Here is a 26,168-nt window from a genome sequence, read left to right on the forward strand (position 1 = left end):
CCCCGGGTTCAACGTGTGAGATACGGGTGGAAGGTAGAGTCCAGCGGCGTGCACCTCAAGGCCCTGACCCTTCGCGGGTTCAAGTCGTTCGCCTCGGCGACCACGCTCCGGTTCGAGCCGGGTATCACGTGTGTCGTGGGGCCGAACGGTTCGGGCAAGTCCAATGTCGTGGACGCCCTGAGCTGGGTGATGGGCGAGCAGGGCGCCAAGTCCCTGCGCGGCGGCAAGATGGAGGACGTCATCTTCGCCGGCACCACAGGGCGGCCCCCGCTGGGCCGCGCCGAGGTGTCCCTGACCATCGACAACTCCGACGGGGCGCTGCCCATCGAGTACGCCGAGGTCACCATCACGCGGATCATGTTCCGCAACGGCGGCAGCGAGTACCAGATCAACGGCGACACCTGCCGTCTGCTGGACATCCAGGAGCTGCTGAGCGACTCGGGCATCGGCCGCGAGATGCACGTCATCGTCGGCCAGGGCCAGCTCGACTCCGTCCTGCACGCCGACCCCATGGGCCGCCGCGCCTTCATCGAGGAGGCGGCCGGCGTCCTCAAGCACCGCAAGCGCAAGGAGAAGGCGCTGCGGAAGCTGGACGCGATGCAGGCCAACCTCGCGCGCGTGCAGGACCTCACCGACGAGCTGCGCAGGCAGTTGAAGCCGCTCGGCAGACAGGCCGCCGTCGCCCGGCGCGCGGCCGTCATCCAGGCCGACCTCCGCGACGCCCGCCTCCGCCTCCTCGCCGACGACCTCGTACGACTGCGGCAGGCACTCAAGGCCGAGATCGCCGACGAGGCCGCCCTCAAGGAACGCAAGGAGTCCGCCGAGCTGGAGCTGAAGAAGGCGCTCCAGCGCGAGGCACTCCTGGAGGACGAGGTACGGCAGCTCACGCCGCGTCTCCAGCGCGCCCAGCACACCTGGTACGAGCTCTCCCAGCTCGCCGAGCGGGTGCGCGGCACGATCTCGCTCGCCGACGCGCGCGTGAAGAGCGCCACCTCCGCGCCCGAGGAGGAGCGGCGCGGGCGCGACCCCGAGGACATGGAGCGCGAGGCCGCCCGGATCCGTGAGCAGGAGGCCGAGCTCGAAGCGGCCCTGGAGGCGGCCGAGCGTGCCCTGGAGGACACGGTCTCCCACCGCGCCGACCTGGAGCGCGAACTCACCGTCGAGGAACGGCGCCTGAAGGATGTCGCCCGCGCCATCGCCGACCGGCGTGAGGGCCTGGCCCGGCTGAACGGCCAGGTCAACGCGGCCCGTTCCCGCGCCGGCTCCGCCCAGGCCGAGATCGACCGGCTGGCCGCCGCGCGCGACGAGGCCCAGGAGCGGGCCGTCGGCGCGCAGGAGGAGTACGAGACGCTCAAGGCCGAGGTCGATGGCCTCGACGCCGACGACGCGGAGCTCTCCGAGCGGCACGAGGCGGCGAGAGTCACGCTGGCCGAGGCGGAGACCGCTCTGTCCGCTGCCCGCGAGGCGGCCACGGCGGCGGAACGCAAGCGTGCTGCGACCCAGGCCCGCCGCGAGGCGCTTGCGCTGGGCTTGCGCCGCAAGGACGGCACCGGGGCACTGCTGGGGGCGAAGGACCGGCTCACCGGGCTTCTCGGCCCCGCCGCCGAACTGCTGACGGTCACTCCCGGGCACGAGGTCGCGCTGGCCGCGGCTTTCGGCGCGGCGGCCGACGCGATCGCGGTGACATCACCGTCCGCGGCGGCGGATGCGATCAGGCTGCTGCGCAAGCAGGACGGCGGACGGGCTGCGCTGTTGTTGGCGGGGGCGCTGGAGGAGGACGGAGGCGCATCGACGCAGTCCCACGCTGACGGACCCCCCTCCGCCGCAGACCTCGTCCGGGGACCCTCCGACCTCATGCCCGCCGTACGACGCCTCCTGCACGGCATCGTCGTAGTGGACACCCTGGAAGACGCCGAAGAGCTCGTCTACGCCCACCCGGAGCTGACCGCCGTAACCGCCGAAGGCGACCTGCTCGGAGCGCACTTCGCGCACGGCGGGTCCGCCGGGGCGCCCAGTCTTCTCGAAGTACAGGCGTCCGTGGACGAGGCCGCCGCCGAGCTCGAAGACCTGGCCGTGCGATGCGAGGAACTCGCCGAGGCGCAGCAAGCCGCAGCCGAGCGACGCAAGGAGTGTGCCGCCCTCGTCGAAGAGGTGGGGGAGCGGCGCCGGGCCGCCGACCGGGAGAAGTCGGCCGTGGCCCAGCAGCTCGGGCGCCTCGCCGGCCAGGCACGCGGCGCCGCCGGTGAGGCCGAGAGGTCCACTGCGGCGGCGGCACGGGCGCAGGAAGCGCTCGACAAGGCCGTAGAGGAAGCCGAGGTGCTGGCCGAACGGCTCGCCGTCGCGGAGGAGATGCCGGTCGAGGAGGAACCTGACACCTCCGTACGGGATCGGCTCGCCGCCGACGGGGCCAACGCCCGGCAGACTGAGATGGAGGCGCGGCTTCAGGTCCGTACCCACGAGGAGCGGGTCAAGGGACTCGCCGGCCGCGCCGACTCCCTCGACCGCGCCGCCCGAGCGGAGCGCGACGCACGCGCGCGTGCCGAGCAGCGGCGGGCGCGGCTGCGGCACGAGGCCGGTGTCGCCGAGGCCGTCGCCTCCGGGGCGCGGCAGTTGCTCGCGCACGTCGAGGTGTCCCTCGCGCGTGCCGACGAGGAGCGGACCGCCGCCGATGCCGCCAAGGCGCGGCGCGAGCAGGAACTGACCGCCGCTCGCAGCGAGGGGCGCGACCTCAAGGGCGAACTCGACAAGCTGACGGACTCGGTGCACCGAGGTGAGGTGCTCGGCGCCGAGAAGCGGATGCGGATCGAGCAGCTGGAGACCAAGGCGCTGGAAGAGCTGGGTGTGGAACCGGCGGGGCTGGTCGACGAGTTCGGCCCGCATCAGCTCGTACCGCCCTCTTTGCCCGCCGAGGGCGAGGAACTGCCGGAGGATCCCGAGCACCCGCGCAACCAGCCCCGGACCTTCCACCGCGCCGAGCAGGAGAAGCGGCTGAAGTCGGCCGAACGGGCGTACCAGCAGCTCGGCAAGGTCAATCCGCTCGCCCTGGAGGAGTTCGCCGCGCTGGAGGAGCGCCACAAGTTCCTCAGCGAGCAGTTGGAGGACCTCAAGAAGACCCGGGCCGACCTGCTTCAGGTCGTGAAGGAGGTCGACGAGCGCGTCGAGCAGGTCTTCACCGAGGCGTTCCGGGACACGGCCGTGCAGTTCGAGGGTGTCTTCAGCCGGCTCTTCCCGGGTGGTGAGGGGCGGCTGATCCTGACCGATCCCGACAACATGCTCACCACCGGTGTCGACGTCGAGGCCCGGCCGCCGGGCAAGAAGGTCAAGCGGCTGTCGCTGCTGTCCGGCGGGGAACGCTCGCTGACCGCCGTCGCGATGCTGGTGTCCATCTTCAAGGCGCGGCCCAGCCCGTTCTATGTGATGGACGAGGTCGAGGCCGCGCTCGACGACACCAACCTGCAGCGGCTGATCCGCATCATGCAGGAGTTGCAGGAAGCCTCGCAGCTGATCGTGATCACCCACCAGAAGCGCACGATGGAGGTCGCCGACGCGCTGTACGGCGTCTCCATGCAGGGCGACGGTGTGTCGAAGGTCATCTCGCAGCGACTCCGGTAGTCGCGTGCCCCGTACACCTATTGCGACCTGCATTTTTTTAGCTGCCTTCAAGTATTGAACATATTGACACCTCGCGGGTGCTGAAACTTCACAGCCGTGCCTCTGTTGACTTCGAAACTTGAAGGCATAGTCTCTGCAACGTTGCTTTTACCTTCAGGTGGTGGGCGGCGCCCTGCTGTGCGCCACTGGAAAGGTCGCCACCCCCACCCGGCAGCGACGCCGGTGGCCCGAGGAGTTACCACGTGACCAGCACAGCGCAGGCACAACAGTCAGGAGCCAGGTCGGCTCATCCCGAACATCTCGGGCACGTCATATTCATCGCGGCGGCGGCCGCGATGGGCGGCTTCCTCTTCGGCTACGACAGCTCCGTGATCAACGGCGCCGTCGAGGCCATCCGGGACCGCTACGACATCGGCTCCGCGGCCCTGGCCCAGGTCATCGCCATCGCGCTGATCGGCTGTGCCATCGGCGCCGCGACCGCCGGCCGTATCGCCGACCGCATCGGCCGTATCCGCTGCATGCAGATCTCCGCCGTGCTGTTCACCATCAGTGCCGTCGGTTCGGCGCTGCCCTTCTCGCTGTACGACCTCGCCTTCTGGCGCGTCATCGGCGGCTTCGCCATCGGCATGGCCTCGGTCATCGGCCCCGCCTACATCGCCGAGGTCGCCCCGCCCGCCTACCGCGGCCGGCTCGGCTCCTTCCAGCAGGCCGCGATCGTCATCGGCATCGCGATCTCGCAGCTGGTCAACTGGGGCCTGCTGAACGCCGCCGGCGGTGACCAGCGCGGCGAGATCATGGGCCTGGAGGCCTGGCAGGTCATGCTCGGTGTGATGGTCGTCCCGGCCGTCCTCTACGGTCTGCTCTCCTTCGCGATCCCCGAGTCCCCGCGCTTCCTGATCTCCGTCGGCAAGCACGAGCGCGCCCGCGAGATCCTCGAAGAGGTCGAGGGCGGCCAGATCGATCTGGACGCCCGGGTCAGCGAGATCGAGCACGCCATGAAGAGCGAGCACAAGTCGACCTTCAAGGACCTGCTCGGCGGCTCCTTCTTCTTCAAGCCGATCGTCTGGATCGGCATCGGCCTCTCGGTGTTCCAGCAGTTCGTCGGCATCAACGTCGCGTTCTACTACTCCTCGACGCTGTGGCAGTCGGTCGGTGTCGACCCGACGGACTCGTTCCTGTACTCCTTCACGACGTCGATCATCAACATCGTCGGCACCGTGATCGCCATGATCTTCGTGGACCGCATCGGCCGCAGGCCGCTGGCCCTCATCGGCTCCGTCGGTATGGTCGTCGGTCTCGCGCTGGAGGCCTGGGCCTTCTCCTTCGACCTCGTCGACGGCAAGCTGCCGGCCACCCAGGGCTGGATCGCCCTGATCGCCGCCCACGTCTTCGTCCTCTTCTTCGCCCTGTCCTGGGGTGTCGTGGTCTGGGTCTTCCTCGGCGAGATGTTCCCGAACAAGATCCGCGCCGCCGCGCTCGGCGTCGCCGCCTCCGCGCAGTGGATCGCCAACTGGGCCATCACCGCGAGCTTCCCGTCGCTGGCCGACTGGAACCTCTCCGCGACCTACGTGATCTACACGATCTTCGCCGCGCTCTCCATCCCGTTCGTCCTCAAGTACGTCAAGGAGACGAAGGGCAAGACGCTGGAGGAGATGGGCTGACCTGGCCCCCGCTGACTCGGGGAGAAGGGCCCAAGTCCCCCGCTGCCCCTCTCCCCGTACCCGTCCGCCGCCCCCGCTCGGTCAGCTTCCGAGCGGGGGCGGCGGTGGTGTGTCCCGGGCTACCGCTCACCAGATGAGGACGCCGCCGCCGATCTCCAGGGCCTTGTGGGCGCTCTCCTCGATGATCCACAACCGGTGTTCGATGCCGACGCGGTGTTCCTCCAGGGTCCGGGGGTGTTCCGTGCCGGCGGCGACCACGTCCAGGTGGGTGCGCAACAGGGCGACCTCACGCAGCAGTTCCGGCACGTTCTCGTTCTCGACGTAGAGATCGTCGTCGGCCAGCACGGGCAGGAGGCGGGCGCCCAGAGAGCGCACGAACTCCGATCCCCACACCGTCGTACGCCATGACTCGAAGCCGCCCGACTGGTACACGTCGTCCGGCACGTCGAGTATCCGCAGGTCCCCGTCCGGCTCGCGGACGAACACTTCCACCGACAGGCTCATGACCGCAGTGGACCACCGCCGGACCCGCCCGGACCACCGGGTTTCGCCGCGGCTCAGCCGCCCAGTGCCGGAAGCACCCGCTCAGCGAACAGGCGCAGGCTCCGCCACCCCTCGTCGAGGGGCATGCCGCCCGCCAGTGGATGCAGTACGAGGTTGTCCAGGCCCTGGGCCACGCACTCGTCCGGCGTGAGGATGCGGTAGACGCCCTCCGCGCGGAGCTCGTCCACCGTCGTGGCCGTCGATTTCACCGCTGAGCGGATGTCGGTGGACTGCCAGGAGGCGTAGGTGCGGGCCTCGTGCAGGAAGTGGGCGCCGTACTCCGACCAGGCGCGGTCCGGGTGCTCGGCGATGTGCAGCAGGGGGGTCTCGGTGGTGGGCATCATGGTCCAGCCCTCGGTGCCGTACTCGACGAGCCGCTCTTTGTAATACGACTCCAGCTCGGGAAGGTGCGCGCTGGGGAAGAAGGGGAGGCCGAGGCGGGCGGCCCGGCGGGCGGCGGCCCGGGAGGAGCCGCCGACCAGGAGCAGGGGGTGCGGGTCGGAGAAGGGGCGCGGGGTGACCCGTACCGTACGGCCGCGGTAGTCGAACTCCTCGCCGGTCCAGGCCTTGAGGAGCGTCTCCAGGAGCTCGTCCTGGAGCTTGCCGCGTTGCTTCCATTCCACGTCGAACAGGGCGTACTCCTCGGGCCGGTACCCGATCCCGGCGACCGTCACCAGGCGGCCGCCGCTCAGCAGATCGAGTACGGCGATGTCCTCGGCCAGCCGCAGCGGGTCGTGCAGCGGGCCGATGATCGCCGAGACCGTGACCGCGATGTTCCGGGTCGCGCCCAACACCGCGCCCGCGAAGGCGAACGGCGACGGCAGCCAGTTGTTGGCGACGCCGTGGTGTTCCTCGGTCTGCACGGTGGTGACCCCGTGCTCGTCGGCGTACGCGGCCATCTCGACGGCCGCCTTGTAGCGGGCGCTGAGCGAGGCGGGGGTGGCGCCGGGCTCGACCAGGTTGAAACGTACGACCGTGACGGGCATGGGGGTCCCCTTCGCCGGGAGGGTGGGTGACTCTGGTGGGTTCGGCGCGGGGGACGGTAGCCGACGAGGCGTCAGACAGCCATAGTCGCGGGCTTCTTGGTGGTGGCTGAGGTGGGCGTGACGAGCGGCTTCGGGAGCGCCGCGTGCAGCGCGCCCGAGGTCGCGATCGTCGCGATCCAGCCGAGGCCGTACTCGCCGATCGGGTTGTTCGAGGCCAGGGGGCCGGTGAACCAGTCGGACGTGGTGAACAGCAGGCCCGCCACCAGGCCGGCCGCCCACGCGGTCACCGCCGCCGGGCTGAAGCCGCCCCGGTACCAGTAGGCGCTGGTGCGCGTGGTGTCGAGGAGGGCCTCTGCGTCGTACTCCTTGCGGCGCAGCATGTCCGCGCCGAAGACGCCGACCCAGGCCGAGAAAGCCACCGCGAGCAGGGAGAGGAAGGCGATGAAGGAGCTCATGAAGCTGGTCGCGGCCAGTATCAGGATGCCGCCGAGGACCAGGGAGATCGCCGCGTAGACCGAGACCGCCCAGTAACGCGGGACCTTGAACCCGAGCGTCTGGGCGGTGAAGCCCGCCGAGTACATCGACATCGCGTTGATGAGCAGCGTGCCGACCAGGGCGATGAGGAGGTAGGGGACCGCGAGCCACAGCGGCAGGATCTCGCCGAGGAAGGACACCGGGTCCGCGGCGGAGGCCAGGTCGGGCGCGCCGGACGCCATGACCGCGCCCATGAGGACCACCGGCGCTACGACGATGATCGCGCCGACGACCGTGTTGCGTACGATCGCCGACGATTTCGCCGTGGCCGGCAGATACCGCGTGAAGTCCGGAGCCGTCGGCGCCCAGCTGATCCCGCCCGCGGCGATCAGCCCGACCCCGGCGATCATCGCGGACGGGGCTCCCGCGCCCTGTCCGAAGACCTCGTCCCAATCCGTCCCGACGATCAGCCGCACGAGCACCAGCACGGAGAAGCCGCCGAAGAGATACGTGGCCCATGTGGTGCACACGAACGTCGTGAGGGCGAAGAACAGCAGCGTCACGACGATCAGGAACGTGTTGCTCCGAATACCGAACAGGATGTCCAGCACGGTGAGCAGGGCATGCGCGCCGGTATCACCGCGTTGATCGTCTCCCAGTCCCAGCGGGCGACCCAGATCAGCGTGCCGGGCAGAGGAGCAGGACGCTGATGTTGGCGGCGACCCAGGTGGGGAACAGGCCGCGGGTCCGGGCGGTGCGCTCGGCGTGGGGGACCGGTTCTATGCCGTGGGTTTCGAGGGGCGCTCATGGTCAATCACCATATGTCGGGATGAAACGCCCTCGCGGATGCTCACCTTCTTGGAGGAAGCCATGAATCTCCCCTTGTGAGGGAGGCATGGATACTGGACCCGTTATGGAAACCGTCATCCTTGCTGTAGTCATCGCCGTGATCGTGCTCGGCGCGCTCGGCGGCCTCGTCGTCGGCAGCCGGCGGAAGAAGTCGCTTCCCCCGCCGCCGCCCACCGCCCCCGACATCACCGCACCTCCGGCCGAGCCGCACATCGGCGACGAGGCCGAGACGCCGCGCGACGAACCGCGCCGGACCATAGAGGAGGTGGACCTCCCCGACGGCTCGGCTCCCGTCGCCGTGGAGGAGCCGCCCACTGAGCTTCCGCCGACCGAGATCGAGGTCCCGGAGCCCACCGAGGGACGTCTGGTCCGGCTCCGAGCCCGACTGTCCCGCTCCCAGAACGCCCTCGGCAAGGGGCTGCTCACGCTGCTGTCGCGCGAGCACCTCGACGAGGACACCTGGGAGGAGATCGAGGACACCCTGCTCACCGCCGACGTCGGCGTGGCTCCCACCCAGGAGCTGGTCGACGGGCTGCGCGCCCGCGTGAAGGTCCTCGGCACCCGCACTCCCGCGGAACTGCGCGGCCTGCTGCGCGAGGAGCTGCTCAAGCTGCTCGGCACCGACTTCGACCGCACGGTCAAGACCGAGCCGGAGGGCCGCAAGCCCGGCATCGTGATGGTCGTCGGCGTCAACGGCACCGGCAAGACCACCACCACCGGCAAGCTCGCCCGGGTGCTCGTCGCCGACGGCAACAGCGTCGTCCTCGGGGCCGCCGACACCTTCCGTGCCGCCGCCACCGAGCAGCTCCAGACCTGGGGCGACCGGGTCGGCGCCCACACCGTGCGCGGTCCCGAGGGCGGCGACCCCGCCTCCGTGGCCTTCGACGCGGTGAAGGAGGGCAAGGAGATCGGCGCCGACGTCGTGCTCATCGACACCGCCGGGCGCCTGCACACCAAGACCGGGCTCATGGACGAGCTCGGCAAGGTCAAGCGCGTCGTCGAGAAGCACGCGCCGCTGGACGAGATCCTGCTCGTCCTGGACGCGACCACCGGTCAGAACGGGCTCGTCCAGGCCCGCGTCTTCGCCGAGGTCGTCGACATCACCGGCATCGTGCTGACCAAGCTGGACGGCACGGCGAAGGGCGGCATCGTGATCGCGGTGCAGCGCGAGCTGGGGGTGCCGGTGAAGCTGGTCGGGCTCGGCGAGGGCGCGGACGATCTGGCGCCGTTCGAGCCGGAGGCGTTTGTTGACGCCCTTATCGGCGACTGACCACCCAGGAAATTTCCTAGGTGGTGATGGCCACCCAGGAACGTTCCCAGGTGAAGTGGAGCAAGAAGTGCCCGCCCTCAAGGTGCAGTTGAGGACGGGCACTTCGCTGTTGTCGCCTATGCGCGTGACCGGTGTGCCACGTAAGCCAGCGTCCCCAGCAGCAGCCGGGCCGCCGGTGGCTTTGTCGCCGAGTCCAGGGCCGGGGGGCGGAGCCAGCGGACCGGGCCCAGGCCGGCTCTGTCGCTCGGTGGGGCCGTGAGGTAGGTGCCGGGGCCGAGGCCGTCGAGGTCGAGGGTCGGGTCGTCCCAGCCCATGCGGTAGAGGAGTTCGGGGAGTTCGGCGGCGGCGCCCGGGGCGACGAAGAAGTGGGCGCGGCCGTCCGGGGTCGCCGTCACCGGGCCGAGGGGGAGGCCCATGCGCTCCAGGCGGACCAGGGCCCGGCGCCCCGCGGGCTCGGCGACCTCGATCGCGTCGAACGCGCGGCCGACCGGCAGCATCACCGCCGCGCCGGGCAACTCGGTCCAGGCCTCGGTCACTTCGTCGAGCGTGGCGCCCGCGGAGATCTGCGGTGCGAAGTCCAGTGGATGCGCGCCCGGCGTACGGCACTTGGTGTCGCCGCAGGAACACGCGCCCCCGGCCGCCCGTGCGCCCGGCACCACGTCCCAACCCCACAGTCCCGTGTACTCGGCGACGGCGGTGCAGTCCGACGAGCGGCCGCGGCGGCGCGAGCCGGACCGGATGTCGCGGATCCCCCGGCTGCTGCCGATCGTGAAGCCCATGCCCCCTCCAACGGGTCCAACGCGCCGGTGGTTACGCGGCGGAAGCAGAACGTGACCCTGTGTGTTCCCGACCGCCGGGCGACGCTTGGTCCGGGTGGCGCCCAGGAGTGCCCCCGGTGGTGAACTCGGCGGTGCGCGCCCCTGCGTGCACCTCTACGCCCACTTCCGGCCGTCCTATGTCAAGTGAATCGCGCGCAGGCCACCGGTAGTTCATTCGAAGGGGTGGCGAATGGTGGCGTTTCCGGGATCGCCATGGCTGGAGCAGTGATCGTAGGATTACTTTGAGTGCACAAGTCCTGGGGGCGCGTGCACTCGTGGGTATGCCGGGGGCAACCCGGCTTCCCGTTCGAAGGGTGAGAACTACCGGACGGGAGGCCGTATTTACCGGCATTCTGATAGGGCTTGGCGCACGCAGCGACAAGTGGGTCTCAGGGATGGGGGCGTTCCAGTGGGCGGCAACGGCGGAAGCGGGACGACCGCGACCAGTACGGACAAGCGCCCCAATGAGCTGCTGGGCTCGTGGTTTGTGCGCAGCGGCTGGTCCAAGGGTGAACTCGCACGTCAAGTGAACCGCAGGGCACGCCAGTTGGGGGCCAACCACATCTCCACGGACACCTCTCGGGTGCGCCGATGGCTCGACGGGGAGAACCCGCGCGAGCCGATCCCCAGGATCCTCTCCGAGCTGTTCTCCGAGCGGTTCGGCTGTGTCGTCTCCGTCGAGGACCTGGGTCTGCGCGCCGCCCGCCAGTCACCGTCCGTGTCCGGAGTCGACCTGCCCTGGACGGGCCCGCAGACCGTGGCCCTGCTCAGCGAGTTCTCGCGCAGCGACCTCATGCTGGCGCGGCGCGGCTTCCTCGGGACCTCGCTGGCCCTCTCCGCGGGCCCGTCCCTCATCGAGCCCATGCAGCGCTGGCTCGTCCCCTCGCCGACGGCTCCCCACCGCGAGCCCGAGTCGGCGGCCGTGTCCCGGCGCGGCGGGCGGCTCTCCAAGCCCGAGCTGGACCTCCTGGAATCCACCACCGTGATGTTCCGGCAGTGGGACGCCCAGTGCGGCGGCGGCCTGCGCCGCAAGGCGGTCGTCGGGCAGCTGCACGAGGTGACCGACCTCCTCCAGGAGCCGCAGCCCGAGGCCACCACCAGGAGGCTGTTCCAGGTCGCCGCCGAGCTCGCGGAGCTGGCCGGCTGGATGTCGTATGACGTGGGGCTCCAGCCGACCGCGCAGAAGTACTTCGTGCTGGCCCTGCACGCGGCCAAGGAGGCCGGCGACAAGCCGCTCGGCTCGTACGTCCTGTCCAGCATGAGCCGCCAGATGATCCACCTCGGCCGGCCCGACGACGCCCTGGAGCTGATCCACCTCGCGCAGTACGGCAGCCGGGACTGCGCGAGCCCGCGCACCCAGTCCATGCTGTATGCGATGGAGGCACGCGCGTACGCCAACATGGGGCAGCCCGGCAAGTGCAAGCGGGCGGTCCGGATGGCCGAGGACACCTTCGCCGACGCCGACGAGTGGGACGACCCGGACCCCGACTGGATCCGCTTCTTCTCCGAGGCCGAGCTGTACGGCGAGAACTCCCACTCCTACCGAGACCTCGCCTATGTCGCGGGCCGCAGCCCCACCTACGCCTCGCTGGCCGAGCCCCTGATGCGGCGGGCCGTCGACCTGTTCGCCACGGACGACGACCACCAGCGGTCGTACGCACTCAACCTCATCGGTATGGCCACCGTGCACCTGCTGCAGCGCGAGCCCGAGAAGAGCACGGTGCTGGCCGAGCAGGCCATGACGGCCGCCAAGAAGGTGCGCTCGGAGCGCGTCAACACTCGTATTCGAAAGACGGTCGACACGGCCGTCCGGGACTTCGGGGATCTCGCCGAGGTCGTCGACCTGACCGACAAGCTCCAGATCGAACTGCCCGAGACCGCGGAGGCGGTCTGAGAACCCGTCCCACCTCAAGCCCCGGCCGCGGCCGACCCTCCCGAACTGCCCGACTCGGCTCCCCCATGCCAGGTCATCGGAAGGCCGACCGCGGCCGGTTTTGGTCCTCCGGGGAAGGTTGCGCCACGATAACGATCGTGCGCCCGGGTATCTGGCAGTTCATCGACACGTAACACGCAAGGCGCCTTCGTCACTGTGGCGAAACAATGAGGGGCTTCCATCGAAACCGCGCTGCGCCAATCTCAGGGCGCATAACCGGCCCACCCCTCAATCCACTCAGGCTTCGCCCGCACGGGGCCGTACCAAATGACGAGGAGACGCCGATGGCATCAGCCGCCATCACGCTAGCCGCAGACGCTCCCACGCTGTCTGCCGCAAACACCGGATTCATGCTGATCTGTTCAGCCCTGGTGTTGATCATGACCCCCGGTCTCGCCTTCTTCTATGGCGGCATGGTCCGAGTCAAGAGCACCCTGAACATGCTGATGATGAGCTTCATCAGCATCGGGATCGTCACGATCCTCTGGGTCATTTACGGCTTCTCCCTCGCCTTCGGCACCGACAAGGGCGGCTTCATCGGCTGGACCTCGGGCTGGGTCGGTCTGAGTGACATCGGCCTGACCGACCTCTGGGATGGCTACACCATCCCGATCCTGACGTTCATGATCTTCCAGATGATGTTCGCGATCATCACGCCCGCCCTGATAAGCGGTGCCATCGCGGACCGTGTGAAGTTCACGGCCTGGGCGCTGTTCGTCGCCCTGTGGGCCACGGTCGTCTACTTCCCCGTCGCCCACTGGGTCTGGGGTGCGGGCGGCTGGGCCTTCGAGCTCGGTGTCATCGACTTCGCCGGTGGTACGGCGGTCCACATCAACGCGGGTGCCGCGGCGCTCGGCGTGATCCTGGTCATCGGCAAGCGCGTCGGCTTCAAGAAGGACCCGATGCGCCCGCACAGCCTCCCGCTGGTCATGCTCGGCGCCGGTCTGCTGTGGTTCGGCTGGTTCGGCTTCAACGCCGGCTCGTGGCTCGGCAACGATGACGGCGTCGGCTCCCTGATGTTCGTCAACACGCAGGTCGCCACCGCCGCCGCCATGCTCGCCTGGCTCATCTACGAGAAGATCCGCCACGGCGCGTTCACCACGCTGGGCGCCGCCTCCGGCGCGGTCGCCGGTCTGGTCGCCATCACCCCGTCCGGTGGTGCGGTCTCCCCGATCGGCGCGATCGCCGTCGGTGTCGTCGCCGGTCTGCTGTGCGCCATGGCCGTCGGCCTGAAGTACAAGTTCGGCTACGACGACTCGCTCGACGTCGTCGGCGTCCACCTCGTCGGCGGTGTCGTCGGCTCCCTGCTCATCGGCCTCCTGGCCAGCGGCAAGGGCCAGTCCGACGTCGAGGGCCTCTTCTACGGCGGCGGCCTCGACCAGTTCTGGAAGCAGTGTGCCGGCGTCTTCGCGGTCCTCGGCTACTCGCTGGTGGCCTCCGCGATCCTCGCCTTCCTGATCGACAAGACCCTCGGTATGCGGGTCTCCGAGGACGAGGAAGTGGCCGGTATCGACCAGGCCGAGCACGCCGAGACCGCGTACGACTTCAGTGGCACCGGCGGCGGCGCGGGCTTCACCGCCTCGTCCGCTTCGGCTGAGGGCACCGCAAAGAAGGTGGACGCATGAAGCTCATCACCGCCGTCGTGAAGCCCCACCGGCTCGACGAGATCAAGGAAGCGCTGCAGGCCTTCGGGGTCCACGGTCTGACGGTCACCGAAGCGAGCGGCTACGGTCGTCAGCGGGGACACACCGAGGTCTACCGCGGCGCCGAGTACACGGTCGACCTGGTACCCAAGATCCGCATCGAGGTCCTCGCCGAGGACGACGACGCCGAGGGTCTCATCGACGTCATCGTCAAGGCGGCCCGCACCGGCAAGATCGGTGACGGCAAGGTCTGGTCCCTCCCGGTCGAGACGGCCGTACGGGTCCGGACCGGCGAGCGCGGCCCGGACGCGCTCTAAGGCGCAGCAAAACAGAACAGGAGTCGCTGGGTGACGAGTACGAACGTGCGTAAGGATGCAGAGGACTCGGGACCCAGCGGCTATGCGGCGGCCCGGCTGCACCTCCTCACCGAGGGGGCGCGGTCCGGGCCGCCGCGCCGTGCGGCCCTCGCCGAACTGACCGACGACTGGCTGTCGGGGCTCTTCGGCGCGGGCGCCGACGGCCTTCGGGGCGTCTCCCTGGTCGCCGTCGGCGGCTACGGCCGCGGCGAGCTCTCCCCACGCAGCGACCTCGACCTGCTCCTGCTGCACGACGGCAGCGACTCCGGCGCGGTCGCCGCCCTGGCCGACCGCATCTGGTACCCCATCTGGGACCTCGGCCTGGCCCTCGACCACTCCGTCCGTACGCCGTCCGAGGCCCGCAAGACGGCCGGCGAGGACCTCAAGGTCCAGCTCGGCCTCCTCGACGCCCGCCACCTCGCGGGCGACCTCGGCCTCACCGCCGGATTGCGTACGAGCGTCCTGGCCGACTGGCGCAACCAGGCACCCAAACGCCTCCCCGAACTCCAGGAACTCTGCGTCGAACGCGCCGAGCGCCAGGGCGAGCTCCAGTACCTCCTCGAACCCGACCTCAAGGAGGCCCGCGGCGGCCTCCGCGACGCCACCGCCCTGCGCGCCGTCGCCGCCTCCTGGCTGGCGGACGCCCCGCGCGAGGGCCTCGACGACGCCCGCCGCCGCCTCCTCGACGTACGCGACGCACTCCACCTCACGACGGGGCGCGCGACCGACCGCCTCGCGCTCCAGGAGCAGGACCAGGTCGCCGCCGAGCTCGGCCTCCTCGACGCCGACACCCTCCTGCGGCAGGTCTACGAGGCCGCGCGCGTCGTGTCGTACGCCAGTGACGTCACGTGGCGCGAAGTGGGGCGCGTGCTGCGGTCGCGCTCCGTGCGGCCGCGCCTGCGCGCCATGCTGGGCGGCGCCAAACCCGCCGCCGAGCGCTCTCCGCTGGCGGAGGGCGTGGTGGAACAGGACGGCGAGGTGGTGCTCGCCCGCGCCGCGCGCCCCGAGCGCGACCCCGTGCTCCCCCTGCGCGCCGCTGCCGCCGCCGCACAGGCCGGCCTCCCGCTCTCGCTGCACGCCGTCCGGCGTATGGCGGCCACCACGCGCCCCCTGCCCACACCCTGGCCCGCCGAGGCGCGCGAGCAGCTCGTGACCCTGCTCGGCTCCGGGCAGCCCACCGTCGACGTGTGGGAGGCGCTGGAGGCCGAGGGCCTGATCACCCGCCTGCTGCCCGACTGGGAGCGGGTCCGCTGCCGGCCGCAGCGCAACGCCGTGCACATCTGGACCGTCGACCGGCACCTCATCGAGACCGCCGTCCGCGCCTCCGACTTCGCCCGCCGCGTCAGCCGCCCCGACCTCCTCCTGGTCTCCGCGCTGCTGCACGACATCGGCAAGGGCTGGCCCGGCGACCACTCCGTGGCCGGCGAGATCATCGCCAAGGACGTGGCCGCCCGCATCGGCTTCGACCGCGCGGACGTGGCCGTGCTCTCCACTCTCGTACGTCATCACCTGCTGCTCATCGAGACGGCCACCCGGCGCGACCTGGAGGACCCGGCCACCGTCCGCTCGGTCGCGGAGGCCGTCGGCTCGCAGAGCACCCTGGAGCTGCTGCACGCGCTGACCGAGGCGGACGCCCTGGCCACCGGCCCGGCCGCCTGGTCGTCCTGGCGCGGCTCGCTCGTCGCCGACCTGGTGAAGCGGGTCGCCGCCGTGCTTGCGGGCGACGCCCCCGAGGAGCCCGAGGCCGCCGTCCTGGTCACCGCCGAACAGGAGCGGCTCGCGATCGAGGCGGTCGCCACGGGCAGCCCCGTGCTCGCGCTGCGCGCACAGACCGAGCCGCCGAACGAGGAACAGCCGTCCGGCGATCCCGAGCCCCTCGGCGTGGAACTGCTCATCGCCGTACCGGACCAGGAGAGCGTGCTGCCCGCCGTCGCCGGCGTCCTCGCCATGCACCGGCTGACCGTCCGCACGGCGGAACTGCGCGCGCTGGACCTCCCGGACGGCGTCGAGGGCTCTGTGCTCCTGCTGAACTGGCGGGTCGCCGCCGAGTACGGCTCCCTGCCCCAGGCCGCCCGGCTGCGCGCCGACCTCGTCCGTGCCCTCGACGGCTCCCTGGACATCACCGCCCGCCTCGCCGAACGGGACGCCGCGTATCCGCGCCGCCGAGGCGTCGTAGCGCCCCCGCCGCGCGTGACGGTCGCACCGGCCGCGTCCCGCCTCGCAACGGTGATCGAGGTGCGTGCCCATGACGCCCCTGGCCTGCTGCACCGCATCGGACGGGCCCTGGACGACATGGGGCTGCGGGTGCGCAGCATGCATGTCAGCACCCTGGGTTCCAACGCGGTCGACGCCTTCTACGTGACCACCGCCGAGGGCGTGCCTTTGCTGGGGGACGAGGCGGCATCGGCGGCGCGGAAGCTGGAAGAGACGTTGCGCGCGTGACACCCGCTCACCGCCGATGCGGGGATTTGTCCGTCCCCGCCCGCTGAACACAGCAGGCGGGGACGATTGTCTTGCCGGGCCGGATACCCTGGAAGACGCCCACACTGCCCCCGACTCCGAGGACCGACGCCGCCGTGTTCGATACTCTCTCCGACCGCCTTAGCGCGACTTTCAAAAACCTCCGCGGCAAAGGCAGGCTGAGCGAGGCGGACATTGACGCCACGGCCCGCGAAATCCGCATCGCCCTCCTCGAAGCCGACGTGGCCCTGCCGGTCGTCCGGACGTTCATCAAGAACGTCAAGGAGCGTGCCCTCGGCGCCGAGGTCAACAAGGCGCTGAACCCGGCCCAGCAGGTCCTGAAGATCGTCAACGAGGAACTCGTCACGATCCTCGGCGGCGAGACCCGGCGCCTGCGCTTCGCCAAGCAGCCGCCGACCGTCATCATGCTGGCCGGTCTCCAGGGTGCCGGTAAGACGACCCTCGCGGGCAAGCTCGGCCGCTGGCTGAAGGAGCAGGGCCACTCGCCGCTGCTCGTCGCCGCCGACCTCCAGCGCCCGAACGCCGTGAACCAGCTCAGCGTCGTCGCCGAGCGCGCCGGCGTGGCCGTCTACGCGCCCGAGCCGGGCAACGGGGTGGGCGACCCGGTCAAGGTCGCCAAGGACTCCATCGAGTTCGCGAAGACCAAGGTCCACGACATCGTGGTCGTCGACACCGCCGGCCGCCTCGGTATCGACGCCGAGATGATGCGGCAGGCCGCGGACATCCGGGACGCCGTCTCCCCGGACGAGATCCTCTTCGTCGTCGACGCGATGATCGGCCAGGACGCCGTCAACACGGCCGAGGCCTTCCGCGACGGCGTCGGCTTCGACGGCGTGGTCCTCTCCAAGCTCGACGGTGACGCCCGCGGTGGTGCGGCCCTGTCGATCGCCTCGGTGACCGGCAAGCCGATCATGTTCGCGTCGAACGGCGAAAAGCTGGAGGACTTCGACGCCTTCCACCCTGACCGGATGGCCTCCCGCATCCTCGACATGGGTGACCTGCTCACCCTGATCGAGCAGGCGGAGAAGACGTTCAGCCAGGAAGAGGCCGAGAAAATGGCCTCCAAGCTGGCGTCCAAGAAGGGCCAGGACTTCACCCTGGACGACTTCCTGGCCCAGATGGAACAGGTCAGGAAGATGGGCAGCATCTCCAAGCTGCTCGGCATGCTTCCCGGCATGGGCCAGATCAAGGACCAGATCAACAACCTGGACGAGCGGGACGTCGACCGCACGGCCGCGATCATCAAGTCGATGACCCCGGCCGAGCGCCAGGAGCCGACGATCATCAACGGCTCGCGCCGCGCCCGTATCGCCAAGGGTTCCGGTGTCGACGTCAGCGCGGTGAAGGGCCTGGTCGAGCGGTTCTTCGAGGCCCGCAAGATGATGTCCCGCATGGCCCAGGGCGGCGGAATGCCCGGCATGCCGGGGGTGCCGGGCATGGGCGGCGGCCCCGGCCGCACCAAGAAGCAGCCCAAGCAGGCCAAGGGCAAGCAGCGCTCCGGCAACCCGATGAAGCGCAAGCAGCAGGAGCTGGAGGAGGCCCAGCGCCGCGAGGCCGCCGCCCAGGGGGGCAACGCCTTCGGCCTGCCGCAGCAGGGCTCCCAGGACTTCGAGCTGCCCGACGAGTTCAAGAAGTTCATGGGCTGACGATTCGGTCGTACGTCCGGACTCCGGCCGTACGTCATTGGGGGCGCCCCTCTCCGGAGGGGTGCCCCCAATGCTTTCCCGCAGGTGCCGAGGGGTGCGGGGTGCCGTAGCTTCCCGATATGAGCAACCCTGTGCCGCCGCGCAAGGCGCCCGACCAGCCGTGGCGTACCGAGGGCACTCCGGAGGAGCCGCCGAAGCCGCCGTCCGGCGGGCGGAGACCGCGCGGCGGCTGGTGGAGCCTGATCCTGGCCGCCGTGGTCGTCTTCCTCATCGCCAACCTGGTGCTGTCCTTCTTCAACGACGGCGACGAACCGACGATCTCGTACACCGCGTTCAGCAAGCAGGTCGACGCCGGCAACGTCACCAAGATCTACTCCAAGGGCGACGCGATCCAGGGCCAGCTGAAGAAGGCCCAGGACAATCCCGAGGGCGACGGCACCTACACCAAGTTCAAGACCCAGCGCCCGGAGTTCGCGGACGACCAGCTCTGGGAGGACCTGACCAAGAACAACGTCACCGTCACGGCGGAACCGGTCGTCCAGCAGCGCAGTTTCCTCTTCAACCTGCTGATCTCGCTGGCCCCGATGCTGCTCCTGGTCGTCCTGTGGATCTTCATCGCGCGGCGGATGAGCGCCGGGATGGGCGGCGCGGGCGGCATGCTCGGCCGCAAGGCTCCGCCCAAGCCGGTCGAGCTGGAACCCGGGAAGCAGCGCACGACCTTCGAGGACGTGGCCGGCATCGACGAGGTGGAGGGCGAGCTCAACGACGTCGTCGACTTCCTCAAGAACCCCGACGCCTACCGGAAGATGGGCGCCAAGATGCCCCGCGGTGTGCTCCTCGCGGGGCCGCCCGGCACCGGAAAGACCCTGCTCGCGCGTGCGGTGGCGGGCGAGGCGGGGGTCCCGTTCTTCTCGGCGTCGGCCTCCGAGTTCATCGAGATGATCGTGGGCGTCGGTGCTTCACGCGTGCGTGAGCTGTTCGCGGAGGCCCGCAAGGTGGCCCCGTCGATCATCTTCATCGACGAGATCGACACCATCGGCCGGGCCCGCGGCGGCGGCGCCGCCATGGGCGGCCACGACGAGCGCGAGCAGACGCTGAACCAGATCCTCACCGAGATGGACGGCTTCTCGGGCTCGGAGGGCGTCATCGTCATCGCCGCGACCAACCGCGCCGACGTCCTCGACCCGGCCCTGACCCGCCCCGGCCGCTTCGACCGGGTGGTCATGGTCTCGCCCCCGGACCGCGGCGGACGCGAGGCGATCCTGGAGATCCACACCCGCGAGATCCCCATGGACCAGGACGTGGACCTGGCCCAGGTGGCCCGTACGACCCCGGGCATGACCGGCGCCGACCTCGCCAACCTCGCCAACGAGGCGGCGCTGCTGGCGGTCAAGCGCAAGCAGGAGCGAGTCACGCAGAGCGACCTCTCGGAGGCCTTGGAGAAGGTGCAACTGGGCGCCGAACGCCCGCTGGTGATGCCCGAGGAGGAACGCCGGCGCACCGCCTACCACGAGAGCGGACACGCCCTGCTCGGCATGCTCCAGCCCGGCGCCGACCCCGTCCGCAAGATCACCATCGTTCCGCGCGGCAGGGCACTGGGCGTCACGCTGTCAACGCCGGACGCGGACCGGTACGCGTACACGGAGGAGTACCTGCGCGGCCGGATCATCGGCGCCCTGGGAGGCATGGCCGCCGAACACGTCGTCTACGGGGTCGTCACCACGGGCGCGGAGAACGACCTCGAACAGGTCACCAACATCGCCCGCGGCATGGTCGCCCGCTGGGGCATGAGCGAACGCGTCGGCCGCCTCTCCGCGCTTCCCAGCGACGCCCAGCAGGCGTACGGCCTCGCGGCGGCCCCGGGAACCCTCGACACGATCGAGCACGAGATGCGGCGGATCGTCGACGAGTGCTACGAGGAGGCCTGCCGCAAACTCCGCGACCACCGGCACCAACTGGACGCCCTGGCCGAGGCGCTCCTGGCGAACGAGACGCTGGAAGAGGTGGACGCCTACCGCGTCGCGGGGATCACCCGGCTGGCCAAGAGCGACTAGCGGGTCCGGGCGATGACGTACCGGAACACGTTCGGCATCCACACCGACCCGTCCCGCCGCTGATACGGATGCAGCGCCTCCGTCAACTCCTTGTCGACCTGCGCCTGGTCCGTCGCGACGATCGCCGCGTCGAACAGTCCCGTCGACAGCAGTCCGCGTACCGCACTGTCCATGTCGGCGTACCCGAACGGGCAGGCCACCCGCCCGGAGCCGTCCGGCTTCAGGCCGGCGCGGTGGGCGACCTCCTCCAGGTCGTCGCGAAGGGCGGGGCGCCAACCGCCCGTGCCGCGCAGCGGATCCGCCAGCCTCTTGGCGACGCGCAGCACGGACGACGTGGTGCAACGTTCCGGCGGACCCCAGCCGGCGAGCACCACGGGCGCCCCGCGCTCGGCGAGCGGCGTCGCCGAGGCGAGCAGCTCACCCAGCCCCTCCGAGTCGCCCGCGAGACACCCGATGGGCTCGAAAGCGGTCACCAGGGTGTACGCGGGCGTCTCCGCGTCGCCCGCGATGTCGTCCGGTGAGCCGTCGATGAGCCGAGTGTCCGCACGCGCGCGCGTGCCCCACGCTTCCGGCAGCAGCCGCTCCCGCGCGAGGGCCAGCCTTTCGGAGAACGAGGATTCGACGCCGGTGATCGCGGACCCTCTGGAGGCCGCCATCAGGAGGGCGAGACCGGATCCGCAGCCAAGGCCCAGCAGCCGTGTGCCGGGGCCCACTTCCAGTCGCTCGTAGACGGTCTCGTAGAGCGGCACCAGCATCCGCTCCTGGATCTCGGACCAGTCACGCGCGCGTGCACACAGATCCACGCGGGGCGCCGGCCCCGCCTGAGGCCGGTGCTGCCGCACGAGCGTAGGTGTCATCGAAAGCGCCCCAATCCGCCGAGAGTTGCCACTGTGGCCCTAGCCCCGTGACGTGCGCTCGAACTTCCCCCGTATGCCAGGAAACTCCGAGCTCGCGATGGCGTCCAGGGTTTGCGGAGCCCGGCTTGTGGGTTCGCTGTGCGGGTGAAAAGAATTCACATCCCGGCAATGCGGGCCCGTACCATCGCGCCCATGGCAAAGGCTCCCGTTCTCACGCCCCGGGCGGACGACTTCCCCCGCTGGTACCAGGATCTGGTCGGCAAGGCCGAGCTGGCGGACAACGGTCCGGTGCGCGGCACCATGGTGATCCGACCGTACGGGTACGGGCTGTGGGAGCGGATGCAGGCCGAGATGGACGCCCGCATCAAGGAGACCGGCACCCAGAACGCGTACTTCCCCCTCCTGATCCCGCAGTCGTACTTCACCAAGGAGGCCGAGCACGTCGAGGGCTTCGCGCCCGAGCTCGCCGTGGTCACCCACGCCGGCGGCAAGGACCTCGAAGAGCCGGCCGTCGTCCGCCCCACCTCAGAGATGATCATCAACGACTACTTCTCGAAGTGGGTGCAGAGCTACCGCGACCTGCCGCTGCTGATCAACCAGTGGGCGAACGTGGTCCGGTGGGAGCTGCGCCCCCGCCTGTTCCTCCGTACGACGGAGTTCCTGTGGCAGGAGGGCCACACCGCGCACGCCACGTACGAGGACGCCCGCGACTTCGCCGCGCACATCCACCGCGAGGTCTACGAGGACTTCATGGTGAACGTCCTCGCGATCGACAGCGTCCCCGGCCGCAAGACCGCCAAGGAGCGCTTCGCCGGCGCCCTCAACACCCTCACGCTCGAAGCGATGATGGGCGACGGCAAGGCCCTCCAGATGGCCACCAGTCATGAACTGGGCCAGAACTTCGCCAAGGCGTTCAACACCCGGTACCTCTCCAAGGAGGGCAAGCAGGAACTGGTGTGGCAGACGTCCTGGGGGTCCACCACCCGCATGATCGGCGCCCTCGTGATGACTCACGGAGATGACAACGGGCTGCGGGTGCCGCCGCGTCTCGCCTCGGTCCAGGCCGTGGTCCTCGCGATCAAGGGCGACGAAGCGGTTCTGGCCAAGGTCCGCGAAGTCGGCGATCAGCTCAAGGCGGCCGGCATCCGCGTCCAGGTCGACGACCGCACGGACACCCCGTTCGGGCGCCGCGCCGTCGACTGGGAGCTCAAGGGCGTGCCCGTACGGATCGAGATCGGGCCCCGTGACCTGGAGAACGGCACGGCGATGCTGGCCCGCCGGATCCCGGGCGGCAAGGACCCGGTGGCGCTCGACTCCCTCGTACGACTGCTCCCCGCGATCCTCGAAGAGGATCAGGCGCTGCTCCTGAAGGAGTCACGCGAGCGCCGGGAGTCCCGGACGTCCGACGTGTCGACGATCGAGAAGGCCATCGAGGTGACGACCGCCGGCGGCTGGGCGCGTGTCCCGTGGGCCGTGCTCGGCGAAGAAGGCGAGGCCAGGCTGGGGGAGCACGCGGTGACCGTACGGTGTCTGGTCGCCGCGGACGGGTCGGTGCCGGACGCCGACGACGCCCCCGGTAACGTCGCGATCGTCGCGCGCGCTTACTGAGGTAGCGCCCCTCCGGCGGGAGAGCGACCGAAACGCCTCTTGCGCAACTGCGGACCTCAGGTACCCCGGAGCGCTGACATCGTCTACGTGCCGGGGCGTACGTAGGACTACGCACCAGCTTGGTATGAGCTGTGAGGCTTCTCCGCAGATCAGCGCACTAGCCCTCGTCCGGACACATCAGCGGCAACTGACGGGTACGTGCAAATTATTTGGGATGCCCCGGAATAGGAACACAGCGGCACTCTGGCTCGTTGTCATTACGTGAGCACGACACAGACACCACCTGTTCTCGCCGCAGAACTGGCAGAGGCGTGGGCCGACATTCAGCGGTACCACCCCGAGCTGCCGGATCTCGCCGCGCCGGAGTCCCTGATCGGAGAGTCGTCGTCCGCCTGCGGACATGAGCTCTCCTTCGAGCGACTGCTTCACGAAGCAGTCCACGGCATCGCCGCCGCCCGCGGAGTCCGCGACACTTCGCGCGCCGGCCGCTACCACAACCGCAGATTCCTCTCGATCGCCGAGGAGCTGGGCCTGGACCACCCCGAGGAGCCGCATCCCAGCAGCGGCTTCTCGCTGGTCACGCTCAACCCCGAGGCGAAGCGACGGTACCGCCCGACCATCGAGCGCCTCCAGCGCGCCCTCAAGGCCCACACGGCAGCCACGTCCGCCGACACCTCCCGTACGTTCCGCGGCCCGGCGGCCCGGCACGGTTCCTCGGGTGGCGGCGTTCGCGTCAAGGCGGTGTGCGACTGCGGACGTAACGTCCGGGTCGTCCCGTCCGTACTGGCGCAGGCACCGATCGTGTGCGGGGGCTGCGGGAAGCCGTTCCGGATCCCGGAGGTAGTGGGCGCGGCGGTCGCCTGAGGCTACGGCTGTTCGTGGCAGCCGTAGCCCGGCGGTCGGCGTATGTCCCTCCCGGGCCGCGCACCCGACGTCGGTCAATCCGGCGCCGGGTGCGGTTCAGGCGTGCCCGGGTCCGGAGACCACCGCCGGTCAATGCAGACCCGCAGGGTGTGGCACAATGGCTAGCTGTACTCGACAGCCGCACAGGAACCCTCTCGCCTCCGGCTGACGCGTCCATCGGGCACTCGGGTACCGCAACCCCACGCGGCCATCTCGCCGTGCCCAACCACGTCAAAACCAGGAGAACCCACTCCCGTGGCAGTCAAGATCAAGCTGAAGCGTCTGGGCAAGATCCGTTCGCCTCACTACCGCATCGTCGTCGCCGACTCCCGCACTCGCCGTGACGGCCGTGCGATCGAGGAGATCGGCCTGTACCACCCGGTGCAGAACCCCTCGCGCATCGAGGTCGACACCGAGCGTGCGCAGTACTGGCTGGGTGTCGGCGCGCAGCCGACCGAGCCGGTTCTCGCCATCCTCAAGCTGACCGGCGACTGGCAGAAGTTCAAGGGTCTGCCCGCCCCGGCCCCGCTGCTCGTGGCCGAGCCGAAGAAGGCGCGCCCCGTGTTCGACGCCCTTGGCGGCGAGGACGAGGGCAAGGGTGAGGCCATCACCCAGAAGAAGAAGGCTGAGAAGAAGGACGAGGCCTCCGCCGAGTCCGCGTCGACCGAGGCCTGAGCATGCTCGAGGAGGCTCTCGAGCACCTCGTGAAGGGCATCGTCGACAACCCCGACGACGTGCAGGTCGCCTCGCGCAACCTGCGCCGTGGGCGTGTGCTGGAGGTCCGGGTCCACCCCGACGACCTCGGCAAGGTGATCGGCCGTAACGGCCGTACCGCGCGCGCTCTGCGTACCGTCGTCGGCGCCATCGGCGGCCGCGGTGTCCGCGTCGACCTCGTCGACGTGGATCACGTCCGCTGACACATTTGCAGCACCGGCTCGGGCCGGGGAGGGCCAGTGGGCCGTCCCCGGCCCGTCGTCGTACGAGTCGTCGTATGAGCCGTCGCATGACAGGAGAGCAAGCACAGTGCAGCTGGTAGTCGCACGGATCGGTCGCGCCCACGGCATCAAGGGCGAGGTCACCGTCGAGGTACGTACCGACGAGCCGGAGCTCAGGCTGGCCCCCGGCGCCGTCCTGGCCACCGACCCGGCGTCCGCCGGACCGCTGACCATCGAGACGGGCCGCGTCCACAGCGGCCGCCTCCTGCTGCGCTTCGAGGGCGTGCGTGACCGCACCGGCGCCGAGGCGCTGCGCAACATCATCCTGATCGCAGACGTCGATCCGGAGGAGCTGCCGGAGGACGAGGACGAGTACTACGACCACCAGCTCATGGACCTCGACGTGGTTACCGTGGACGGCACCGAGGTGGGCCGGATCACCGAGATCTCGCACCTTCCCTCCCAGGACCTCTTCATCGTCGAGCGGCCCGACGGGAGCGAGGTGATGATCCCGTTCGTCGAGGAGATCGTCACCGAGATCGACCTCGAGGAGCAGCGCGCGGTCATCGACCCGCCGCCCGGCCTGATCGACGACAACGCCGAGGTCGCCTCCTCGCGGGACGAGGCGTAATGCGGCTCGACGTCGTCACGATCTTCCCCGAGTACCTCGACCCCCTGAACGTCTCGCTCGTCGGCAAGGCACGCGCGCGTGGACAGCTGAACGTGCACGTGCACGACCTGCGCGGCTGGACGTACGACCGCCACAACACGGTCGACGACACCCCGTACGGCGGCGGCCCCGGCATGGTCATGAAGACCGAGCCCTGGGGCGAGGCACTCGACCAGGTCCTCGCGGACGGCTATGAGACGGGGGCCGCGGCGCCCGCGCTCATCGTCCCCACGCCCAGCGGCCGCCCCTTCACCCAGGAACTCGCCGTCGAGCTCTCCGAGCGTCCCTGGCTGATCTTCACGCCGGCCCGCTACGAGGGCATCGACCGCCGTGTCATCGACGAGTACGCGACCCGTATGCCCGTCTACGAGGTGTCCATCGGCGACTATGTCCTCGCCGGTGGTGAGGCGGCCGTACTGGTCGTCACGGAGGCCGTGGCGCGGTTGCTGCCCGGTGTCCTGGGCAACGCCGAGTCCCACCGCGACGACTCCTTCGCCCCCGGGGCCATGGCCAACCTCCTGGAGGGGCCCATCTACACCAAGCCGCCCCAGTGGCGCGGCCGGGAGATCCCGGACGTGCTGCTCAGCGGCCACCACGGCAAGATCGCCCGCTGGCGCCGGGACGAGGCGCTGAAGCGTACGGCGGCCAACCGGCCCGACCTGATCGAGGGCTGCGACCCCAAGGCCTTCGACAAGAAGGACCGCGAGATGCTCTCCATCCTGGGCTGGGCGCCGGATCCGGCGGGGGAGCCGTACGGCCGATTTTGGCGCAGGCCAGAGGGCGTGGAAGAATAGACCGCTGTTGTGTGTCGTCCGGCGTGCGCCCCTGCCACAGGGGGACACGACGCCCGCCCGACCCGCACGGCATTC

Annotated in this window: 19 protein-coding genes and 1 pseudogene; 15 read left to right on the forward strand and 5 right to left on the reverse strand. The window is 70.0% G+C overall.

Features of this window, described 5'->3' with window-relative positions; translation table 11 throughout:
- Positions 1-48 precede the first annotated feature (48 nt).
- Positions 49-3,612, forward strand: a complete 3,564-nt coding sequence (smc, locus tag AC5DRG_RS37445; protein WP_491804131.1) for a chromosome segregation protein SMC — start codon at positions 49-51, stop codon at positions 3,610-3,612.
- A 242-nt stretch (positions 3,613-3,854) separates the two neighbouring features.
- Positions 3,855-5,273, forward strand: coding sequence for a sugar porter family MFS transporter (locus AC5DRG_RS37450; RefSeq protein ID WP_491804133.1), 1,419 nt, complete (start codon positions 3,855-3,857; stop codon positions 5,271-5,273).
- 126 nt (positions 5,274-5,399) lie between these two features.
- Here the strand turns inward: AC5DRG_RS37450 and AC5DRG_RS37455 are convergent, their stop codons facing one another.
- From AC5DRG_RS37455 to AC5DRG_RS37465, 3 genes and pseudogenes are all read right to left on the reverse strand, one after another.
- Positions 5,400-5,777 carry a hypothetical protein gene (locus AC5DRG_RS37455; protein ID WP_491804135.1) on the reverse strand — a complete coding sequence of 126 codons (378 nt, stop codon included), beginning with the start codon at positions 5,775-5,777 and terminating at the stop codon, positions 5,400-5,402.
- Between the two features lie 53 nt (positions 5,778-5,830).
- Entirely contained in the window at positions 5,831-6,802 is a 972-nt protein-coding gene (locus tag AC5DRG_RS37460; protein WP_491804136.1) for an LLM class flavin-dependent oxidoreductase, read from the reverse strand.
- Between the two features lie 71 nt (positions 6,803-6,873).
- Positions 6,874-8,059 (reverse strand): annotated as a pseudogene (locus AC5DRG_RS37465) (cytosine permease).
- A 130-nt stretch (positions 8,060-8,189) separates the two neighbouring features.
- On the opposite strand from AC5DRG_RS37465, the gene ftsY reads away from it, so the two are divergent.
- On the forward strand, positions 8,190-9,395 hold the full coding sequence (gene ftsY / locus AC5DRG_RS37470; protein ID WP_491813261.1) for a signal recognition particle-docking protein FtsY: 1,206 nt from the start codon (positions 8,190-8,192) through the stop codon (positions 9,393-9,395).
- A gap of 116 nt (positions 9,396-9,511) precedes the next feature.
- Here ftsY and AC5DRG_RS37475 read toward each other — a convergent pair whose 3' ends face one another.
- The gene (locus tag AC5DRG_RS37475; protein ID WP_491804137.1) at positions 9,512-10,174 is read right to left on the reverse strand and encodes a bifunctional DNA primase/polymerase; all 663 of its coding nucleotides are present in this window, start codon (positions 10,172-10,174) and stop codon (positions 9,512-9,514) included.
- 448 nt (positions 10,175-10,622) lie between these two features.
- Here AC5DRG_RS37475 and nsdA point away from each other — a divergent pair, with 448 nt between their 5' ends.
- The 6 genes from nsdA (at position 10,623) to ftsH (ending at position 20,326) form a co-directional block, all read left to right on the forward strand.
- A complete protein-coding gene (gene nsdA, locus AC5DRG_RS37480; protein ID WP_491804138.1) occupies positions 10,623-12,107 on the forward strand; it encodes a transcriptional repressor NsdA in 1,485 nt (494 codons plus the stop codon).
- Positions 12,108-12,430: 323 nt separating this feature from the next.
- Complete coding sequence (locus AC5DRG_RS37485) at positions 12,431-13,771, forward strand: ammonium transporter (RefSeq protein WP_491804139.1); 1,341 nt, start codon at positions 12,431-12,433, stop codon at positions 13,769-13,771.
- Entirely contained in the window at positions 13,768-14,106 is a 339-nt protein-coding gene (locus AC5DRG_RS37490) for a P-II family nitrogen regulator (RefSeq protein WP_006379495.1), read from the forward strand. The genes AC5DRG_RS37485 and AC5DRG_RS37490 overlap by 4 nt, the downstream gene beginning before the upstream one ends.
- A gap of 30 nt (positions 14,107-14,136) precedes the next feature.
- Complete coding sequence (locus AC5DRG_RS37495; protein WP_491804140.1) at positions 14,137-16,587, forward strand: [protein-PII] uridylyltransferase; 2,451 nt, start codon at positions 14,137-14,139, stop codon at positions 16,585-16,587.
- 134 nt (positions 16,588-16,721) lie between these two features.
- Positions 16,722-18,272, forward strand: coding sequence for a signal recognition particle protein (ffh, locus tag AC5DRG_RS37500; protein ID WP_491804141.1), 1,551 nt, complete (start codon positions 16,722-16,724; stop codon positions 18,270-18,272).
- 119 nt (positions 18,273-18,391) lie between these two features.
- Positions 18,392-20,326, forward strand: coding sequence for an ATP-dependent zinc metalloprotease FtsH (gene ftsH / locus AC5DRG_RS37505; RefSeq protein WP_491804142.1), 1,935 nt, complete (start codon positions 18,392-18,394; stop codon positions 20,324-20,326).
- Here ftsH and AC5DRG_RS37510 read toward each other — a convergent pair.
- Positions 20,323-21,183 (reverse strand): SAM-dependent methyltransferase, encoded by an 861-nt coding sequence (locus AC5DRG_RS37510; protein WP_491804143.1) that lies wholly within the window; start codon positions 21,181-21,183, stop codon positions 20,323-20,325. The genes ftsH and AC5DRG_RS37510 overlap by 4 nt on opposite strands.
- A gap of 192 nt (positions 21,184-21,375) precedes the next feature.
- On the opposite strand from AC5DRG_RS37510, the gene proS reads away from it, so the two are divergent.
- The 6 genes from proS to trmD all read left to right on the forward strand — a co-directional run bounded on the left by proS (position 21,376) and on the right by trmD (position 26,093).
- Positions 21,376-22,791 carry a proline--tRNA ligase gene (gene proS / locus AC5DRG_RS37515; protein ID WP_491804144.1) on the forward strand — a complete coding sequence of 472 codons (1,416 nt, stop codon included), beginning with the start codon at positions 21,376-21,378 and terminating at the stop codon, positions 22,789-22,791.
- Between the two features lie 261 nt (positions 22,792-23,052).
- On the forward strand, positions 23,053-23,655 hold the full coding sequence (locus AC5DRG_RS37520) for a hypothetical protein (protein ID WP_491804146.1): 603 nt from the start codon (positions 23,053-23,055) through the stop codon (positions 23,653-23,655).
- A 294-nt stretch (positions 23,656-23,949) separates the two neighbouring features.
- Positions 23,950-24,369 carry a 30S ribosomal protein S16 gene (rpsP, locus tag AC5DRG_RS37525; protein WP_491804148.1) on the forward strand — a complete coding sequence of 140 codons (420 nt, stop codon included), beginning with the start codon at positions 23,950-23,952 and terminating at the stop codon, positions 24,367-24,369.
- A gap of 2 nt (positions 24,370-24,371) precedes the next feature.
- Positions 24,372-24,611: an RNA-binding protein gene (locus AC5DRG_RS37530; RefSeq protein ID WP_003973401.1), complete on the forward strand. Its 240-nt coding sequence runs from the start codon at positions 24,372-24,374 to the stop codon at positions 24,609-24,611.
- Positions 24,612-24,717: 106 nt separating this feature from the next.
- Complete coding sequence (rimM, locus tag AC5DRG_RS37535; RefSeq protein WP_491804149.1) at positions 24,718-25,260, forward strand: ribosome maturation factor RimM; 543 nt, start codon at positions 24,718-24,720, stop codon at positions 25,258-25,260.
- Complete coding sequence (gene trmD, locus AC5DRG_RS37540) at positions 25,260-26,093, forward strand: tRNA (guanosine(37)-N1)-methyltransferase TrmD (protein WP_491804151.1); 834 nt, start codon at positions 25,260-25,262, stop codon at positions 26,091-26,093. The genes rimM and trmD overlap by 1 nt, the downstream gene beginning before the upstream one ends.
- Positions 26,094-26,168: the final 75 nt, after the last annotated feature.

This window comes from Streptomyces sp. JLBG701, from assembly GCF_058544905.1.